This window comes from Paenibacillus barengoltzii G22 (genome assembly GCF_000403375.2).
Taxonomy (GTDB): Bacteria; Bacillota; Bacilli; order Paenibacillales; family Paenibacillaceae; genus Fontibacillus; species Fontibacillus barengoltzii.
In genome coordinates, this window is record NZ_KE159653.1 from 575,833 (window position 1) to 594,547 (window position 18,715).

Here is an 18,715-nt window from a genome sequence, read left to right on the forward strand (position 1 = left end):
CCTTGACAAGAAACCACCGAGGGTGAAATAATACACTCATCTAATTAAACGATTATCGAATTAGCGAGGGATGAGGATGCAGCTCGACCGATTAGTTCATTTTCATAAAGCTGTTGGCGATGTGACCCGGATCCGGATTATCGCCTTGCTTCAAAACGGCCCGTTACACGGTCAAGCACTGGCCGGAAAGCTTGGCGTCACGCCGCCGACGATTACCCACCATATGACCAAGTTAAGGGAGGCGGATTTGGTGTACGAACGCCGCGACAAGAATACGATTTATTTTTATTTGAACGAAAAAAGCCTCACCCAACAAGCTCAAGCGATTCTAAAAGTCGGCAAGGCGAGTTCTGCGGCCGAGGACAAGCAAGAAGCGGCGGCACGCAAAGCCGCGATCCAGGACAACTTCTTTAACAGAGACGGCACCCTTAAGCACTTGCCAGCCCAACGCAAGAAGAAGCTGATTGTGCTCGAACGTCTCGTCAAAGGCCTGGAGCCGCACCGCAAATATACGGAAAAAGAAATCAACGAGTATATTCGGCAATACCACGAGGATTATGCGACGATACGCCGGGAGTTTATCATGAACCATTTCATGTACCGCGAAAATGATATTTACGAGTTGAACCCGCCGGAGCTCTGGGACAAGAGCCCATCCTGATTGCAACTACAGCGGTTCAGGAATATCTCGCCGTGCAATAAGGCTGGCCGTGCCTTTTCGCCTTATTGCCTTTTTTTCGCGAATGCAATTCGATAATCATTTAATTAGACAGATGTATAAAAGGAGTTGGCCTCATCCCATGAAATCTTTACGAATCCTGCGCCAGGAACCTTCCTACCGCCGCCTGTTTGCGGCTGGTCTGGTGAACGGCATCGGCGACCGCTTCAGTCAGGTGGCTGTCCTCGGTTTGCTGCTATCGTTGACCGGCTCAGGTCTGGCCGTCGGCATCACCTTTGCGGTTCGCCTCGTTCCCTACCTTGTCTTTGGACCGATTGGCGGGTGGCTTGCCGACCGTTTTACCAAAAAAACGATCATGCTCTTCACCGACGCCGTCCGGATCTTTTTTGCATTAACACCGCTTCTCGTTCACGATGCCGGAGACGTCTGGATCATCTATGTCAGCTCGTTTGCCTTGTCCGCGGGCGAAGCGATCTACGCCCCGGCCCGCATGTCGCTCATTCCCCGACTCGTCCGTCGGGAGAACCTGCTGGCGGTAAACAGCCTAGAGCAGGCGATGACGGGCTTTGTGCTCATCGGCGGCTCTGTCACGGGCGGCATCCTCGCTGCGGCAGTTGGCAGCCAGGTATCTTTTGTGCTGAACGCCCTGTCCTTCCTCGTCTCCGGCCTGCTGCTTCTTCGCTTGAATCCGGCAGCGCAGCCCGTAGCCGGAGCAGACGCGATCGACGCAGAAGCGGCTAAGTCAAGCTCGCAGCCCGCGATGCCCTCATCCACCACATTTCGCCGGCTGGTACGTCAGACTTTCTTTTTGCAAATCATGCTGATTGTCTTTGCCATTTGGCCGATCGGGGACGGGATCTTTAACGTGCTGATCAGCGTATACGCCTCTGAAGTGTTTCACATGGGAGACGTCGGCATTGGGCTGCTGTATGGGGCGCTGGGTGCCGGGATGCTGATCGGCTCTGGACTCGCCGGCAAGATGGCCCGTCATATGCGGACCGCCGCGGTCCTCACCCTTGGACTGGAAGGAATCTCTCAAGTGATCAGCAGCCAATCGCCGTCTTTTCTCCTGCTGGTTGGGCTGCTGGCCTTATCGGCGGTCATCACCAGCGTGGGCAACGCCTGCAACGAGACGGTATTGATGCAACTGATTCCCGGTGAATGGCAGGGGCGGTTCTTCGGCGGCTTAGCCACCCTGCAAAATACCGTGATGGGCGTCGCCATGCTCGCTTCCGGTTTCCTGCTGGAAGCCGTAGCGCCTAGAACCTTGGGGTTCGCCGGGGGAACGCTCCTCACCTTGCTGGGCTTCTCCGTTGCCATGGTCTGGCTGCTGCACCGCCGCAAGGCCCATCCCTTGAAAGAAACCGAGCCACCGCCGCAAATGTCCTTGGACTGACCACTTAGAGACACCAAAAAAGCCGAACCCGGTTCCGGGCTCGGCTTGATCTATGTTCACGCTGTTAGGCTTCCAGGCAATATTTCTCCAACGCCCGCTTCACGCCTTCCTCGTTATTCGAGGCCGTGACGGCATCGGCGGCAGCTTTTACGTCGAGCGGCGAATTGTCCATCGCTACGCCCAGTCCGGCATAGGTGAGCATCGTGATATCGTTATAATAATTCCCGATCGCCATCACGTTTTCCGCCGGGATTCCGCGTTTTTCCGCCAGCTTCTGCAGGGCCGCTCCTTTCGAGGCGTCTTTATGCATCAAGTCGATGAAGAAATCGCCGCTGCGCAGCATATTAAACTCCTGCGTCCACTGACTCCAGTCAGCATACACCCGATCCAGCTCCTCCATCCCGCCGGCTGCGGTGAACTTCACGATCGGTTGGGTGAAATCTGCCCAGGCTGGCATATCCTCCGGTTCCATAAAAAACTGGTGGTACACGTCCAGCGTTTCTTGGGTCAGCCCGGCCAGATTTTCCACATACAACGTAAAAGTGGTATTCACGTCAAAATGAATGTTGTGTTTGCGGCAATACTCCATGTACGGCTCCAGCCCGTGCGGATTCATCGCAAATTCATGGATAACCTCCTCGGTCCGCACATCCACCGTAGCTGCACCGTTATGGCAAATGACGTAGCCGCCCAAGCCAATCTCACGCATATATGGGATCGAGCTCCGAGGAGCCCGGCCGGTGCACAACACAAACTCTGCACCTTGTTCCGCGATGGCGCGGATCGTCTCGATCGTTCCTGGCGTCAGGACGTGGTCGTCCGTCAGCAGCGTGCCGTCAACATCCAAAGCAATTAGTTTATATTTCATGTATGGTGTGGTCTCCTTTCTGTCTCTCTGTCTCAACCCTCCCCATCCCTCCCTTACCGTAAGGGAGGGGGCCCGAGGGCCTGCTGCCCTCTGGTCTCCCGCAAAGGGGAGGAACGTAGGAGGCACAGAGGCGCTCCTGCACGCTCTCCCCTTTGGGGAATCGCTTAGGTTGGCTTGTGGAACGCTTTTCCCCCTTCGGGTACGTCTAACTTTTGGCGCTCCCGGGTTCCCTGGTAAACCGTACTGCTCAACTCTGCTTCTCTCGGAGCACCCGGGCAGACTTGTGTGCTCTAAGCCGCTTGTCGCCCTGCGGGCACGCTCTACTTGAGGCGCTCCTGCTGGTACGAAAACTGCGACGCGGGGCTTTTTATCCTTCTACGCCGTGCAAACAAACCGCTGTCCCTTTGGGATTCGCTTACTGTTGCGCAAACCGCTGGTTTGTTGATGCCACTGTGTGCTTCTTTATTTCTTTCCTGCAAACCCACCGCTCTCCCTTCGGGATTCGCTTACTGTTGCGCAAACCGCTGGTTTGTTGGTGCTACTGCGTGCTTCTTTATCTCTTTCCTGCAAACCCGACGCTCTCCCTGCGGGATTCGCTTACTATTGTGCTTTTACGTTGTAGGCTGCTTTTTAGGGGCTGCAGGGTTTTTGTAAGTTCGCAGCGACTCTAGCTCGGACTCGGTCAGCTCGCGGAAAGCGCCTAGCGGCAGGGTCTCGTCAAGAACGAGCGGGCCCATCGATATGCGCTTCAGGTAAGTCACCCGCGAGCCAACGGCTTCGAACATCCGCTTCACCTGATGGAACTTCCCTTCCGAGATCGTCAGCTGGATGCGTGAGATAGGAGTTCCGTCGGTATCTACGCGGTGCTCCAGCACCTTCAGCTCAGCGGGCAAGGTGACATAACCGTCGTCGAGCTCGACGCCTTCCCGGAAGCGTGCAGCTTCCGGATCTCCCACATGGCCGAGAACAACGGCTTCGTACGTTTTCGGCACATGCTTGCGCGGAGATAACAGATCGTGTGCCAGCTGACCATCGTTGGTCAACAGCAGCAGACCCTCTGTATCCTTGTCCAACCGACCGACAGGAAACGGGGAGAACACTTGAAAATCCACCGGCAACAAATCAATGACGGTTTTCTCTCTCATATCCTCTGTGGCTGAGATCACACCAGGCGGCTTATGTAACATCAAATAGACGAATTCGCGGTAAAAAATCTGCTCGCCATCCAGCTCCACAACATCAACCTCCGGGTCACATTGCATGCCGCTGTCCTTGACAACCGCACCGTTGATTGTGACCCGGCCTTGTTTAACGTATTTTTTTATCTCCGACCGGGTGCCGTAACCCAGATGGCCTAATATTTTGTCCAAGCGCTGCGTCTTCTTGCCTTTACTCATTTTATGTCCACCTCCACCCGGCGGGATATTCATTCTTCAGCAATCCGTCCTGCCATTTGCCCCAGCCCAGCGAGTAACCGTCAACCGTGACCAGCACATAGCCTTTGGGGTTGGCGCCTTCCTGGCAACGAATCCGTTCCTTGTCCGCCTGCAGCGTCTCACCTTTCAGATACCGAATCGCCTCACCGTCCGCAGAAGAGAGGTCCAATACCCGCGCCGCTTCGGTCGGAGACAGTGCCGTGGCCAAAGGTTGTCCAGGTGTCAAACGCCCATTTTTCACAGTTCCGACGTACCATCCGGGGCGCACGACTTTTAAGCCGTCCAGCCGCTCTTTCGCCAGCGGGGACAAATAGACGTTGCCGCCAAAGAGCAGCGGTTCCCCCGGCAATTCCGCTCCGGCGAGTTGTTCCTGAGCAAAGGCCCGCCAGCTCTCCAGCACCTCCCGATCGTCCACCGCCTTCGCATCACGAGCTGCACCGGTACGGGAGCGATGGGATTGACGGGAATTCCGTTTATCGCGAGAGTTCTCTTCCCATTTGGAGGAGACATTACGATCTTCTTCGGCTTCCTTCAGGGATTGCTCTTCCCCCTGCCGCTCCAACACAGCGAGAAAATGCCCCTCGCCCTCCACCTGATGCGGCCATAGCCGACCACAGCCGGCAGTTTGTGCGGCGATTTCCGGCGGATACACCTTGCCTTCCCCGCGCTCAGCGAGCCAAGTAAGCCACTCCGGCCGTCCGGGTGCGATACCATAATCTAAACCCAAAGGCACTACTCGAAATTCCGGATGCTCCAGCAGAAACTCGGCGATCGTCGCTTCATTCTCTTCCGGGGCAAACGTGCAGGTAGAATAGACGATTCTCCCGCCGGGCGCCAGCATGGCCGCAGCCGAGTTCAAAATTTCCTGCTGCATGTCGGCATATTTCCGAACCCAATTGGGCTCCCAATTCCGCGCCATATCCTCATCCTTCCGGAACATGCCCTCGCCCGAGCAAGGCGCATCGATCAGGATCTTATCGAAAAAAGAAGGAAACGCCCGCGCAATCCGCTCCGGCGACTCCCCCAGCACAACGGCATTTCGAACCCCGTACAGCTCGATGTTCTTGGCGAGCGCCTTCGTCCGCTCCGTGTTGATATCGTTGGTGACCAGCATCCCACGTCCGCACAGCTTCGCTGCGATTTGCGTTGACTTCCCGCCAGGAGCTGCGCAAAGATCGAGCACCCGCTCTCCGGGAGTAACGTCCAGCAGTTCCACCGGCGCCATCGCACTGGGCTCCTGAATATAATATAGCCCGGCATGATAATACGGATGTTTGCCCGGCTTTGCCTGCTCCTCGATGTAGTACCCTGTCCGGCACCAAGGGATCGGCCGCAAATCAAACGGCACCATCGCCTTGAAGTCCTTCGGATCAATCTTTAGCGTATTAACCCGGATTCCTGCAAATCTAGGACTGTCATAAGACGCGTAAAAGTTCGCAAACTCTTCCTCGCCCAACAGCCCGCGCATCCGTTCTATAAATTCCTCTGGTAGTTGAACCGCCATGCTTGTCCCATCCATTCTTTGTTTCAATCCTGTTGGTTGCACCCTTGCGCAAACGGCATACCGTAAAAACGCCCGTCTCCCCAACACCGGGGGACGGGCCGCTCTCAGCCTTGTTCACGCGCTTTCCTTTGTTCCAGCTTCCGCTGTCGCTCCGCATGCTTCTCCCCGCGCTGCGGCGTACGCCGCTGCGGAATGTTCGGAGCGATGTTACTAAAGGCCTCCGCCACCAGGCGTACCAACTCCGGGTCCAGCACCTGGATCGTGAGGTCGTAATACGTAAAAGCTTGAATACTCCTTTCTGTCAGCTGCCGGACGTACGCTTCCGTGTCCCGGCGCAGCTTCCCCAGGTCGATGCCCAGCGTGTGTTCCGGATAGGGGGCCATCCGCTCTAAAGCGGATTTCAGCATCTTCCGCCCGCCGGACAAATTGCCGCGCCGTGCGTGGAACAATCCGACAGCGACCTGCAGAAGTCCCTTATACAGCGGATCATGCCCTTGCTCTAGCCACAATTCCTCGAGCACCTCATGGCACTCGAAGTAATCGCGGTCACGGTTGAAATATACGAGATACGCCACAAACAGCGGCTCATAACTCATCCCCGGGCTCCTCCACTTTTTTGTGCAGCTTGATCAGATCCTTTAGTTCGACCTGCAGCTGCTTCAGCCCATCAAAATCCTTCGCTTCCCACAACCGGTTAAACCGATCCTGGCTTTCGATGGCTTCTTTGACCAGATGGTAAAAATAAAGCTGATGAATCGACGCAAGCACGGAGGAAACCACGTTAGAATCGTCCTCAAAGCTCTTCTGCGCCTGCAAAATTTCCTGGCGAATGCTCGACATTTCATTATCCAGTACGAATGCAGCTTCGGCAGCCTTTTTGAGCCGGCCCCGCATTTCTTCAGGCAGACTTTCCCGATATTTGTAGTTCAAAGAATGCTCAATCGTCGCCCAAAAATTCATCGCCAGCGTACGAATCTGAATTTCGGCCAGCACTTGCTTTTGACCCAGCGCGGTTTGCACCGGATATTCCACGATCATATGGAAGCTGCGATACCCGCTTTCCTTGTAGTTTGTAATGTAGTCCTTTTCGTAAAGAACCTTCAGGTCCTTACGCATACGAATATATTCCGCCACCCGGCGGATATCCTCAACGAACTGACACATAATGCGAATGCCCGCGATATCCTCGATTCCGGTCTCCAGATTGTCCATGGACACATTTAACCGCTTCGCCTTGTCCAAAATGCTGGAGATTTTCTTAACCCGTCCGGTTACGAATTCGATCGGCGCATACTCTTCGCGTTTCTTCAGCTCGGCGCGCATCGTCTTGAATTTAACCTTCAGTTCTTCTACCGCTTGTTCATATGGAAGCAAAAATGTTCCCCAATCTCTACTGTCCATCCTTATGCCTCCTGTCTTCTGTCCCCCGGCTTGAATCGATGCCGGCTTAGCTTATCGGAGATCCGCCCCAACCGCCTCGGAGATATGGCGATAGCCGTCCCGGCGCAGCAACTCCCGCAAGCCGCGATGCAGTTTGCGGTTGATTTCCGGGCCTTCGTAGATCAACGCAGTGTAGATTTCGACTAAGCTGGCGCCAGCCCGGATTTTGGCATAGGCATCTTCCGCTGTGAAAATCCCACCCGATCCGATAATCGGCAATCGGCCTTCCGTTTGCCGATACACGCGCGAGATGATCTCTGTGGATCGCGCGTTCAGCGGTTTTCCGCTTAAGCCTCCAGTTTCCCGAGCGTTCTGGTGCGTGAGGCCGTCCCGCGACAACGTCGTATTGGTGGCGATTATGCCGGAAACGCCGCTATTGCGAATGGTGTCGACCATATATTCCAGCTCATCAAAGCTTACATCCGGCGCGATTTTAACCAGCACTGCTTTGGATTTGCCATGCCGCTTCGCTTCGGCCGTCATCCGATCCGTTACTGCAGTCAGCAGCGAAGCTAACTCATTGCCATGCTGCAATTTACGTAAGTCCGGCGTATTTGGTGAACTGATGTTCACAACGAAGAAATCGGCGTATTCGTATAAATCCGAAATACATTTCTCGTAATCCCGATAGGCTTCTTCGTTGGGTGTGATTTTATTTTTGCCAATGTTGACGGCAATCGGAATCGGGCGGTGCTTCAGCGCCTTTAGACGCTGTGCCATCGCCTCCGTTCCGCGATTATTAAAGCCCATCCGGTTAATCAACGCTTCGTCCGAAGGCAAGCGAAACAACCTTGGACGATCATTGCCGGGCTGTCCCAGCGGCGTGACCGTACCTACTTCCATAAATCCGAATCCGATGGCGGAGAAACCAGGCACCGCGTCGGCATTTTTATCAAGACCGGCAGCTAACCCCACCGGGGAAGGAAAATGAATTCCAAATAAATCCGTCGCGAGCTCCGGAGCTTCCGGCACGCCGTACATTCCGCGCAAGAGCGGCAGCATTCCAGGAACGGCAGCAGCAGTATGTAATCCGTTGATAACGAGATGATGGGCATTCTCCGGATCCATCCGAAAAAATACCGGTTTTCCCAATGTGCGATACAACACGTTGTACAGTTCACTCCGATCTTACGCTTTGCATTTTTGCTAATATCAGTTTAGCTGTTTCCGCTGGAAAAGAAAAGTTTAACCTATATGCCACGTGAAAGATACAACAAGGTGATGGAATTTTGCCGTGAAAGCCATTACAATAAGGGGGAAAGCACCTCTAATATCGCTTAAAACTAGGTTAGAGAGGGGAAATGATCATGTCTGCCAAGCGCATGCCGCCTACACTCCAGAAGAAAAAGGACGAAGTCAACAAGAAAGCGCTCATCTGGTCCATATCCATCGTTGCCGCGCTGGTCATCGTGACTACCGTCCTTTTGATTGTAACCTAAGCTAGTTCAGCCAATGGTAAGTGCGGTGGGGATTAGTCTGATCCTGTCTATCGCCCAGGGCGAAACGCTCCTCCGGGACGTTCTTCAGCTTCGGCAAAATCCCCTTCCCAATCCTCACCTTCGTTCCCTTCGGAACCAAATCAAACAGCTCCTCCACATCCTTCTTCCCCATCCGGACGCAACCTAACGACTCATCCTTTCCAATACTATCCGGCTCATTTGTTCCGTGAATCGCGTAGTTCGTATCGGATAGCTGCATGCCGCGGCTGCCAAATTCGCCGTTATCCTTCCCGTTCGGGTTGATCACTTTTTCAGAAATAACAAACGTACCCACCGGTGTCTGCGAGCCGCCCAATCCAACGGGATAACTTCGAATCAAGACGTTACCGCTGACCACTGCCAAAGTGTGCGTGTCCGTATCGACGATCATTTCATAAGGTTCGGCAAAAAAAGGCTGCTGCCCCGGTGCCATCCCCTTCGCGAGCTCTTCTTGCCCATTCGCATTTCCGGTTGCGCCGTCAACGCCTTTGCGTTTTAACTGTGCAAGCAACGGCTGAAACGCCTGCTCCATGGTCGGATCGGTTCCGGCAATCCAGTTGTCGGGATATGGCCCGGCCAGGTCTTGCAGGCTCGCAGGCCATGCCCCGTTCGCCTGCTTGTAGTGGATCATCGCCGAGGCAAGCACGCCCAGCGATTCCTGCTGCGGGATCCACTGCCGCGCGCGCTGTTGCAGCGCGGCTGAATCCGGCGGCGCGCATTCGCACGCGCGCGCATCATAGGCTTGGAGCGCCGTCCGCCCCACGGCCGGACGCTGCTCCAAGCCATACGCGACTGGCAGGTCGTCCGACCAGACCAGCCAGTCGCCGGCCTGCTCCATGCCCAGCGCTACGGCATGGAGCAGAGGGGTTGCGGTTTGCTGCTGCAGCGCGAGCAAACCGCTTACGGCGGCCGCCTGCGTCCCGGCAGGGTCGCCGGCGAAGCCGATGGCGGTGAACGCCGGCTCCGCGAAAGCCGGCGTTCCCGCAGGCGCGCCTCCGCCCGCCTCATCCCCGGCGGGCTTCAGCGGTTCCTCCGATGCCTCCTCGTTGTCGGCATCGTCACTGGCACCTGCATCGACGGCGTTCACGGGCACCGCCGCCTGTCGATCCCCCTCCCCCGGCGCGTGAGCCGCCGAGGGAATCCACATCAGCAGCGCAAGAAGCAGCGCAAGACTGAGCTTGCGCAGGAAGCGGCTTCGTTTCTCCTTGCGGTGCGACTCCTGCAACAGCCCTTCTTTATAACCGGCCAGTACTTCCTCTGGCAGCGGAATTTTGCTGGATTCAAACGCCTCGTACACGTTGCCCGCCTGAATATAGCAATAGCGGGCTTTCCCCGCTTGCCCGCTTGCTTCATATTCTTTACCTAGCAGATACCAAGCCATTTTATTATGTGGGTGGTTTTCCACATATTTTTTAAGGTAAGCCGAGTTCCCCATCAGTTCCTCCAATTAGAGAGTCGTTGAGAAATCCCTTTCATTACTTATATCGGCAAAAACAATACCGTTCCTTACCCAGTTTTCACCAATCTCAAAATTTCGCGACTATGTACCCAGCAAGCAGGCCTCATGATCAAAATGCTGCCGGACTCCTGTCGTAGGCTGGACAGCTCTTTTGCACGATTATCCCTTTCGTTCAGAACCCATTCTGTTGGAAGGCAAATTCCTATTCATTCTGATCCAATAGGATAGCTCATAGGAAGGAGGACGAAGACCTGAGCGAACGGGATAATCCTGCAAAAGCACCAAACAAAGCTACCTGACCGCCGTAAAAAAAGAACGCCCTCGCCAAAATCGGCGCAGGGCGTTCCTTGAGCAGTTATTCCAAAGGCTTAGCCTTCTTTATTAAATGGCTCATCTGCAACTTTGATGGAATCCGTTGGGCAGCCGTCGCAAGCGTCTTGGAGATCGTCGTACAGATCTTCCGGAATCTCCGTGATCCCGCGGTTGCCGTCATTGCCGTAAATTACTTCGGCCAAACCCTCATCGTCATAATCGTAGATATCCGGTGCTGTTGCGCCGCAAGCGCCGCAAGCGATACATGTGTCCTTCTCAACCCAAGTATATTTCGCCATCTCTTATCTGCCTCCTGAATAAACGGTACGAGTCCGGTGCTTTTTATAACACCATGATCAATATAATATAAATAGTTTACAATTTCAATTCATTTTCCGTATTATTCCAATCCCGATAGGTGATAATTCCTTCAACGAGCAGGGTCGTCCTCTTCGTCCCGGTTCTGGCGAAGGAAGTCGGTTTGCAACGAAGTTCCGCGAATGCGATGATTGCGAATTAATGCCGAGGGATCATCGGTCAACATTCCTGCCGTCAGCACAGCATCTTCTCCGAACTTATCTCTTAGCATGTCCATTGTTCGCGTTAATGACTCTTTTTTGGGCTGCCGCTCATAATCAAACAGATCCAGTTGCAACGCCGATTCCTCCCTGGGAACCAAATTTTGCAAAGTGATTCCTAGGAGTCGAACCGGCTTATCTTCGCTCCAATGGCGGCGGTACAACTCACAGGCTTCCCGGTAAATCACTTCCGCTTGTTCGGTGACGGTATCCAAACTTTGCGAGCGGGTGATCGTCTTCATGTCCGGGGTGCGGATCGTAATCTGGATCGTCTGGGCCATCAGATTTTGCCGCCGCAGCCGACGCGCAACTTGATCGGCGATGTTCAACAGCACGCGTTGCACGTCCTCCATCCGGCTGATATCCCGCGGAAGGGTGGTCGTATGGCCAATTGATTTATTCCGCTCGCGCTCATCGCTCACCGGCGAATCGTCCCTGCCGTTCGCCGCCTGCTTCATCCAAGCACCGGCCACCCCAAACCGCTCGATCAGCTTGCGTTCGTCGGCAGCCGCCAACTGCCCGATCGTATAGATTCGCATCGACTTCAGCTTCTCGGCCGTCTTCCGGCCGATGCCAAACAAGTCGCTGCACGGTTTGTCCCACAGCAGCTTCGGCACGTCCCGGATGCGCAGCACGGTGATCCCGTTTGGTTTTTTCATATCTGAGGCCATCTTGGCTAGCAGCTTGTTCGGCGCAATCCCAATCGAACAGGGAAGGCCTAGTTCTTCACGGATCCGCTGTTGGATTTGATTGGCAATTTCAAGCGGGGTCCCAAATTGCTTGGAGCCGGTAATATCGAGATAACATTCATCGATGGAAACCGCTTGAAGGAGCGGCGTGTATTCGTACGCAATGTCCATAAACGCCCGGGAATATTTGCGGTATAGATGGAAATCCGGCTGGATGACGATTAGCTCAGGACATTTCTTCAGCCCCTGGCTGACGGTCATTCCGGTCGAGACTCCCATTCTGCGCGCGGTATACGAGCAGGTGACGATTACTCCTTTGCGCAGCTCCACGCTTCCCGCTACCGCCGTAGGACGGTTCCGATATTTGTCCGGCTCCTCCGCCTCATGAACCGAGCAATAAAAAGCGTTCATATCGACATGTAAAATGACTCTACCCCGCGCCGGGTAAAAATCAGCGGTATCTCTCATTTCCTACCCCTCGTTTATCATACGTTACTCCTAAGTTCAGCATACCTGTCCCCGGAAAGTCGGTCAATATCGCTAAGGAGCAAGAAGTTTATACTTTCTGTTCTCTCAAAAAAGCATGTTACATTTAACATGTTGATGTTATAATTATTAATTAAAAACTAAACATTCGGGGAGAGCTAACCACCCTCATCCATTGCTAAAGGGGGATACTTCGATCATGTCAAAGCCAATATCCATCTTCGACACAACCTTGCGAGACGGTACCCAAGGCGAGGGCATCAGCCTGTCGGCGGACGATAAGCTGAAGATCGCCAAAAAGCTGGATTACCTTGGGGTCCATTATATTGAAGGTGGAATTCCGGGCAGTAACGGGAAGGACATCGAATTTTTTAAGCGGGTCAAGGAGCTGAAGCTGCAGGCCAAGATTACAGCTTTTGGCAGTACACGCCGAAAAGACAGCCTAGCCGAACATGATGCTAACCTTAATCGGATGATCGAAGCCGGTGTTCCAGCTGCGACGCTGGTTGGTAAATCGTGGGATTTCCATGTGCATACCGCGCTGCAAACGACGTTAGAGGAAAACCTCGCCATGATCTTCGATTCGATCGCTTATCTGAAGCGGCAAGGGCTCGAGGTCATTTTTGACGCGGAACATTTTTTTGACGGGTATAAGAACAATCCGGAATACGCCCTCTCTGTCTTACGCAAAGCGGAAGAGGCTGGCGCAGACTGGCTGGTCATGTGTGACACAAACGGCGGCACTATGCCGCACGAGGTGTATGATATTGTCAGCGCATTGTGCCAAGTCATTCCCGGCTCGAAGCTGGGCATCCATACCCACAACGACTGTGAGCTGGCCGTCGCCAACTCGCTTAGTGCCGTCCGTGCCGGCGTAAGCCAAATCCAAGGGACGATGAATGGATACGGGGAGCGCTGCGGGAATGCCAACCTCTGCTCGATTATTCCAAATCTGCAGCTAAAGCTCGGCTACGAAGTGCTTGAACCTGACCGGTTAAAGCAACTGACCAATACCGCCCGTTACATCAGTGAGATCGCCAACGTGCATATGCCGGTCAACCAGCCGTATGTCGGGAACGCCGCGTTCGCCCATAAAGGAGGCATTCACGTCTCGGCCATCCTTCGCGATTCACGGACGTATGAACACATCGCTCCCGAACTGGTCGGTAACCGTCAGCGCGTGCTCGTCTCCGAATTGGCCGGACAAAGCAACATCCTGTCCAAAGCGCAGGAGATGGGAATCGAGTTCAATCCGGAGAACGAGAACACCAAACAAGTTATCGCCAAGATTAAAGAACTGGAGCATCAAGGGTATCAATTCGAAGGCGCTGACGCCTCGCTTGAATTGCTGTTGCGTCAGGCGAATGGCGATATGAAGGAACTGTTCGTCTTCGAATCGTTTAAGATGCTCGTTGAGAAGACCGCTGACCGTCCAGTTGTTTCTGAAGCCTTCGTCAAGCTGAAGATTGACGGAGTCAGCGTCTACACCGCGGCCGAAGGCAACGGTCCGGTTAACGCCCTCGACAATGCGCTTCGCAAAGCCTTGATTACCTATTACCCAGGCTTGAAGGATATGCATTTGTCGGACTACAAGGTGCGCGTCCTCGACGACAAAGATGCTACCGCATCGAAGGTACGTGTATTGATCGAATCCCAGGATTATCACAATTCCTGGAATACCGTTGGCGTGTCCAGCAACGTCATCGAAGCGAGCTGGGAAGCGCTAGTGGACTCCATCCGTTACGCGCTGCTGGGACAGACGAAACGGGAGGACTACGAAGAGATTCCTTCCGCCGGATGGGGACTCGTCAACCATTAAACGCCATCTCTTATGCGAAAAGCCCAAATCTCCGTTACTCACGGTGATTCGGGCTTTTTTCTGTGCTATATCAAGCTTTTGATCTTGGCTTCTAACTCTTCCGGCGAAATGACTCCGACGATGACGTCTCGAATCACGCCTTGTTCGTCAATCAGCACGTTGGTCGGAAAGGCAATACCATTATACTTCCGGTAAAGCTCCTCTTTTTCATCCAAGAGAACCGGGAAGGTGTAGCCATATTTTTTGACGAAGGCCTTGGCCTCATCCAGGTTATCGTATAATGTAACGTTCACGGCATAGATGTCCAGTGAATCCTTGTATTTCTCAGATAACGCCTTTAGCTCAGGCGCTTCCTCCTTACACGGATCGCACCAGGACGCCCAGAAGTTCAGAAGCAGCACTTTATTCCGCTTGCCCCCAACCTCATACGTCTTGCCATCCAAACCGGTTAACTCGAACGTTGGCGCAGTCGTCCCTGGCTTCGGAGCCCCTTCGGCTGCCATGGCGCCAAGCGAAGGTTCGTTATTGTCTCCCTTAGAGCCGCTGAGGAAGCTGCCAAACCAGCCCTCCTGTCCCCCACGGTCCAGCAGAGCGATAACCAGCAACACTAGCAACCCGGCAAGTATCCATCGATTCCGTTTCATCTTTTGCCCGTCCTTTTATGACCTCATCTGGTTTTGAAGATTATGTTTACCGTAATTATTGTACCCTTTTTTAACGATTTGTTACAATGGATCGAGAAAAAGGTGAACTCTAACCTATCACGACGGGAGCATGCAAAATGAATCAATCCTGGATTTTGCCGCCGCATATTCGTGACGAAATGCTGCAAGATGGGCAAGATCGTTACCCGGAGGAAGCCTGCGGGCTGCTGTTTGGATCGCTGAACGGCCGCATCGGCACCATTGAACGTTATCTTCCTGTGGCGAACCATTCGCAGATTCCGTTGCACGCTTTTGAACTCGACCCCGCCATCTGGGTTCGCAGTTGCTTTGATCCGCGATTGATTGGCGTCTACCACACCCACCCCACTTCACCGCCGCAGCCATCGTCAGAGGATTTGCGTCAGCTTCCGAATTTTGCCGATCGCCTTCAATTGTACCTAATTGGTGGTCGGATGAATCCATCAAACGATAAGCCGCCCGGCGAACCGGACGGCTTCATGCTACACGCGTATGGGATAAGTGCTTATTCAGGAGGTTATCGTCTGCTGCCCATCAAGTTACGTGAAAACTAGGCCAGCAAAGGCTTACGTTCGGCTTAAGAAGGTGTACAGATCTCCCAAAGTAATCACGTTTTGTTCTTTCAACCGTTGGATTAACGCGGTCCACAGCTGAGCTGTCATCTTGGAGTCTTCCAATGCGTGGTGTCGCTTCGTTACTGGAATCTCGTACACGGCCAGCCAATCGTCCAGGCTGCCAGAGATACGCCGGTCCGGTTCCAGCTTCCGGGCGATCATCATCGTGTCCAGCACCCGATGCCCGAGATGAGCTTTGGTGGTCTTCCATAACGCCACATCCAAAAAAGCTTTGTCATGGGCACTGCCGTGGGCAACCAACACCCGGTCATCCACGAATGCCATAAATTCGCGCAACGCCTCCAGCAAGGATGGAGCTGACTGAGCCATCTCCGGCGTAATTCCAGTTAGTTCAATGATTCGCTCAGGAATTTGGCAAGCCGGTTTGGCCAACGAGTAATACACCTCATCGGTGATTCGCTCCCCCTCCACTTTTATGGCTCCAAAGGACAAGATTTCATCACCATAATGGTAATGAAATCCCGTAGTCTCCAAATCGAAGACGGCCGTTTTCAATTCAGCCAGCGGAACGTGAAGCGTCTCCGGACGGCGCTGTCCTTTGGTTAATGAACGAACGAAAGCGATTTGCTGTGCGCTGGGGGCACCAAGCATCGAGGCGATCCTTGGCGACACTCCGCCGCCCTTAAAAGCATCCCAAAAACCACCATTTCCCTTCATCGGTTCTTTCATAACCATTTCCTTTCCGCATACCGGTGCTGCCTTTGGAGTGTGCGGTACATGACCTTGACCGTACTGAGCGATTCCCGCAGCTCGCGCCGGAGCTCTTTCTGTTTTAGCATTTCTTGGGGCAGGTAATGAGAACCCGTGAGCAAGCCGTCTTCGATGACCGGTGATACAAGCGATCTTAGCTTCACCGCCGTATTAAACGCGCGGCTGCACGACTCCAGCCACCGTGTCGGAACAGCCTCAAGCTGAAGAAGTTGAGCAATCCGTTCCCAAGTGTTCGAGGCTTCGATCCCGTATTGCAAAGCCAAGTAACGTACGGCGTTCACGATCGGGATGTACAGCCCGTATTTCACGTCAAATTCCCCGGCATGTTCACCGCTTTGCTCTGTGATCACTTGCCCCAACACATTTAGTGCCGCTTTGTGACGGACAGTATTCCGCAAAATGGCCGTCACCACATCGCGTTCACCGCCTTGATCCGCCTCCATAATCCGCTTCATCGTCTTGCGCAAGCCATCGGTTAGATTCGCATCCCCGCAGATATGGCGCAAATCGGCGGCAATCATCAAGTAACGAACCTGTTCCCAAGCCAAAATATCTCGCCATTCCAGCAGTTGTTTCTCCCACGCGTCAAGGTTGCCCCGCCATAACGGATTGGACACCATCACCTTGCCCGGACATGGGGGATAACCAACCTGCTCGAGAATCTCTGACAGCTTCTCACCAAAGCGCTCAAAGTAGACTTCCAGCTGATCCGCATCACCATCCCCGTAAATCAAACCGTTATCTTGGTCGCTCCATAACGTGGGTTCCGCCCGACCGGCGCTTCCAAACGCAATAAAGGCATAATGCGAAGGAGGAGGGCCGAAGCCCTCCTGGATCATTTCTTCTTCACAGCATCGGCAAGCTTGGGTCATGACGGCATCATGTAGGTCCGAGACTTCACGGTTCCAATCCTGAATCGGCATCGTTGTCAGTTTGCTGTACAAGCGATTCTGCTCATCGATTCTGGCCGCTCTTAGCGAACCGGGAGTTGCGGCGGACCGAATCGCGTCTAAATTTGCGTTGTTCATGGCCGTCTCATGACTCATAAGCCCAACTTCCTTTCTCTTCCGGACGCCTCACGCCAGGATCTCTGTCTTCAATTATTCCGCAGGAATACCAGACGAAGTTGTTTTGTTCAGTAAGCTCATTTGCTCCGGATACCCATAAGTACCATGTTCACTGATATCCAGACCCATCGTTTCTTCTTCTTCTGTAACGCGAAGCCCCATCGTCCATTTCATAATTCCGAGAATCAGGAACGACAGTACCAGTACGAAAGCGAAAGTCCCGATAACACCCAACACTTGAACCCCTAATTGCCCAAAACCACCGCCGTAGAACAAGCCTGCTTTACCTACACCTGTAGTCTCAGCCAGCTCCGGCGTTGCGAAGAGACCGGTGGAAACCGCACCCCATACCCCGGCGATCCCGTGTACGGAGAAGGCATAAATCGGATCATCCACACCAGCACGTTCAAACCATCTAGCGGTAAAGAAGGTCAAGATCCCTGCAACCGCACCGATGATTACGGAAGCCCAAGCATCAACGAAAGCACAAGAACCAGTAATCGCTACGAGAGCCGCCAGCACGCCGTTCAGCATGCTTGGAATATCCGACTTGCCCAGAACTGCCCAGGAGATCAGCAATGCAGCAACTGCACCAGCTGCAGCAGCCAGGTTCGTTGTCATCAAGACATAACCGAAGAATCCATCACCCAAAGGAGTTAATGCACTACCTGGGTTGAAACCAAACCAGCCAATCCACAAAATGATAACACCGAGTACCGTCAACACTTGGTTATGACCTGGAATGTTGTTCGGTTTACCGTCTTTATTGTATTTACCAAGACGCGGTTTCAGCAGAATCGTTGCTGCAAGCGCCGCTGTAGCACCCGTTAAGTGAACTACCGTCGAACCAGCGTAGTCTTGCATTCCCAAGTTACCAAGCCAGCCGCCGCCCCATACCCAGTGAGCGACAATTGGATAAATCAATACGATAAAGATTGTTCCGAAGATAATGTAGACACTGAGTTTGGCACGTTCTGCCATCCCGCCGCAGGCGATCGCCAGCGATACTGCTGCAAACGCCATTTGGAACAGGAACATCAGATTTAATGGTACGCCGATTTCAGCAAATACACTGAACGAACCGATATCCCCTTCTCCTCCAAAAAAGAACCCGGTTGTACCTAGGAAGCTGTTGCCGTCGCCAAAAGCGAAGCCAAAACCAATCAGCCACCAAGCAAGAATAGCAATCCCCAAGGTGAGGACGGTTTTACCTGCAACGTGTCCGGCGTTCTTCATCCGAACTGTACCCGCTTCAAGAAGAGCAAAGCCTGCTTGCATGAAGAATACGAGCATGGCTGCGACGAATACGAAAAGCGAGTTCAGGCCCAGCTCCAGAACCGGAGCGGTAACCTCTCCCTCCGCTGCGAACGCCGAGACCGGAAACGCAAACGATGCAAGAAAAATGAGTACCCCGTAAAGCCACTTCTTCTTCATTTTGAACACTCCCCCAATGTTAAGTTTCCTAACACAAAATG

Annotated in this window: 18 protein-coding genes; 5 read left to right on the plus strand and 13 right to left on the minus strand. The window is 53.6% G+C overall.

Annotated features, from left to right (window positions below; all coding sequences use genetic code 11):
* Positions 1 to 76: 76 nt before the first annotated feature.
* Together C812_RS10930 and C812_RS10935 are read left to right on the plus strand one after the other, a co-directional pair.
* Positions 77 to 661, plus strand: coding sequence for a DUF2087 domain-containing protein (locus C812_RS10930; protein ID WP_009222811.1), 585 nt, complete (start codon positions 77 to 79; stop codon positions 659 to 661).
* A 139-nt stretch (positions 662 to 800) separates the two neighbouring features.
* Positions 801 to 2,075, plus strand: a complete 1,275-nt coding sequence (locus tag C812_RS10935; protein ID WP_016312721.1) for an MFS transporter — start codon at positions 801 to 803, stop codon at positions 2,073 to 2,075.
* Positions 2,076 to 2,139: 64 nt separating this feature from the next.
* Here the strand turns inward: C812_RS10935 and C812_RS10940 are convergent, their stop codons facing one another.
* The 6 genes from C812_RS10940 to C812_RS10965 form a co-directional block, all read right to left on the minus strand.
* Positions 2,140 to 2,943: a Cof-type HAD-IIB family hydrolase gene (locus C812_RS10940; protein WP_016312722.1), complete on the minus strand. Its 804-nt coding sequence runs from the start codon at positions 2,941 to 2,943 to the stop codon at positions 2,140 to 2,142.
* A 611-nt stretch (positions 2,944 to 3,554) separates the two neighbouring features.
* Positions 3,555 to 4,340, minus strand: coding sequence for a pseudouridine synthase (locus C812_RS10945; RefSeq protein ID WP_016312723.1), 786 nt, complete (start codon positions 4,338 to 4,340; stop codon positions 3,555 to 3,557).
* A 1-nt stretch (position 4,341) separates the two neighbouring features.
* Positions 4,342 to 5,883: an RsmB/NOP family class I SAM-dependent RNA methyltransferase gene (locus tag C812_RS10950; RefSeq protein ID WP_036625088.1), complete on the minus strand. Its 1,542-nt coding sequence runs from the start codon at positions 5,881 to 5,883 to the stop codon at positions 4,342 to 4,344.
* 104 nt (positions 5,884 to 5,987) lie between these two features.
* A complete protein-coding gene (locus C812_RS10955; RefSeq protein ID WP_016312725.1) occupies positions 5,988 to 6,479 on the minus strand; it encodes a DUF309 domain-containing protein in 492 nt (163 codons plus the stop codon).
* On the minus strand, positions 6,469 to 7,284 hold the full coding sequence (yjbM, locus tag C812_RS10960; protein WP_009222805.1) for a GTP diphosphokinase: 816 nt from the start codon (positions 7,282 to 7,284) through the stop codon (positions 6,469 to 6,471). The genes C812_RS10955 and yjbM overlap by 11 nt, the downstream gene beginning before the upstream one ends.
* A gap of 51 nt (positions 7,285 to 7,335) precedes the next feature.
* Positions 7,336 to 8,430: a quinone-dependent dihydroorotate dehydrogenase gene (locus C812_RS10965; protein WP_016312726.1), complete on the minus strand. Its 1,095-nt coding sequence runs from the start codon at positions 8,428 to 8,430 to the stop codon at positions 7,336 to 7,338.
* A gap of 200 nt (positions 8,431 to 8,630) precedes the next feature.
* Here C812_RS10965 and C812_RS22955 point away from each other — a divergent pair, with 200 nt between their 5' ends.
* A complete protein-coding gene (locus C812_RS22955; RefSeq protein WP_016312727.1) occupies positions 8,631 to 8,762 on the plus strand; it encodes a hypothetical protein in 132 nt (43 codons plus the stop codon).
* A gap of 1 nt (position 8,763) precedes the next feature.
* Here the strand turns inward: C812_RS22955 and C812_RS10970 are convergent, their stop codons facing one another.
* The 3 genes from C812_RS10970 to C812_RS10980 all read right to left on the minus strand — a co-directional run bounded on the left by C812_RS10970 (position 8,764) and on the right by C812_RS10980 (position 12,307).
* Positions 8,764 to 10,236: a L,D-transpeptidase gene (locus tag C812_RS10970; protein ID WP_016312728.1), complete on the minus strand. Its 1,473-nt coding sequence runs from the start codon at positions 10,234 to 10,236 to the stop codon at positions 8,764 to 8,766.
* Between the two features lie 392 nt (positions 10,237 to 10,628).
* The gene (locus C812_RS10975) at positions 10,629 to 10,871 is read right to left on the minus strand and encodes a ferredoxin (RefSeq protein ID WP_009222802.1); all 243 of its coding nucleotides are present in this window, start codon (positions 10,869 to 10,871) and stop codon (positions 10,629 to 10,631) included.
* Positions 10,872 to 11,002: 131 nt separating this feature from the next.
* A complete protein-coding gene (locus C812_RS10980) occupies positions 11,003 to 12,307 on the minus strand; it encodes a DNA polymerase IV (RefSeq protein WP_016312729.1) in 1,305 nt (434 codons plus the stop codon).
* A gap of 217 nt (positions 12,308 to 12,524) precedes the next feature.
* On the opposite strand from C812_RS10980, the gene cimA reads away from it, so the two are divergent.
* The gene (gene cimA / locus C812_RS10985) at positions 12,525 to 14,144 is read left to right on the plus strand and encodes a citramalate synthase (protein ID WP_009222800.1); all 1,620 of its coding nucleotides are present in this window, start codon (positions 12,525 to 12,527) and stop codon (positions 14,142 to 14,144) included.
* A 65-nt stretch (positions 14,145 to 14,209) separates the two neighbouring features.
* On the opposite strand, the gene C812_RS10990 is transcribed toward cimA, so the two are convergent.
* Positions 14,210 to 14,788 (minus strand): TlpA family protein disulfide reductase, encoded by a 579-nt coding sequence (locus tag C812_RS10990; protein WP_016312730.1) that lies wholly within the window; start codon positions 14,786 to 14,788, stop codon positions 14,210 to 14,212.
* Positions 14,789 to 14,925: 137 nt separating this feature from the next.
* Between C812_RS10990 and C812_RS21530 the strand changes: the two genes are divergently transcribed.
* Positions 14,926 to 15,381, plus strand: a complete 456-nt coding sequence (locus C812_RS21530; protein ID WP_016312731.1) for a M67 family metallopeptidase — start codon at positions 14,926 to 14,928, stop codon at positions 15,379 to 15,381.
* A 12-nt stretch (positions 15,382 to 15,393) separates the two neighbouring features.
* On the opposite strand, the gene C812_RS11000 is transcribed toward C812_RS21530, so the two are convergent.
* From C812_RS11000 to C812_RS11010, 3 genes are all read right to left on the minus strand, one after another.
* Positions 15,394 to 16,131 (minus strand): exonuclease domain-containing protein, encoded by a 738-nt coding sequence (locus tag C812_RS11000; RefSeq protein WP_016312732.1) that lies wholly within the window; start codon positions 16,129 to 16,131, stop codon positions 15,394 to 15,396.
* Positions 16,128 to 17,201 carry a DUF294 nucleotidyltransferase-like domain-containing protein gene (locus C812_RS11005; protein ID WP_036625336.1) on the minus strand — a complete coding sequence of 358 codons (1,074 nt, stop codon included), beginning with the start codon at positions 17,199 to 17,201 and terminating at the stop codon, positions 16,128 to 16,130. The genes C812_RS11000 and C812_RS11005 overlap by 4 nt, the downstream gene beginning before the upstream one ends.
* A gap of 72 nt (positions 17,202 to 17,273) precedes the next feature.
* Entirely contained in the window at positions 17,274 to 18,674 is a 1,401-nt protein-coding gene (locus C812_RS11010; protein ID WP_016312734.1) for an ammonium transporter, read from the minus strand.
* Between the last annotated feature and the right edge of the window lie 41 nt (positions 18,675 to 18,715).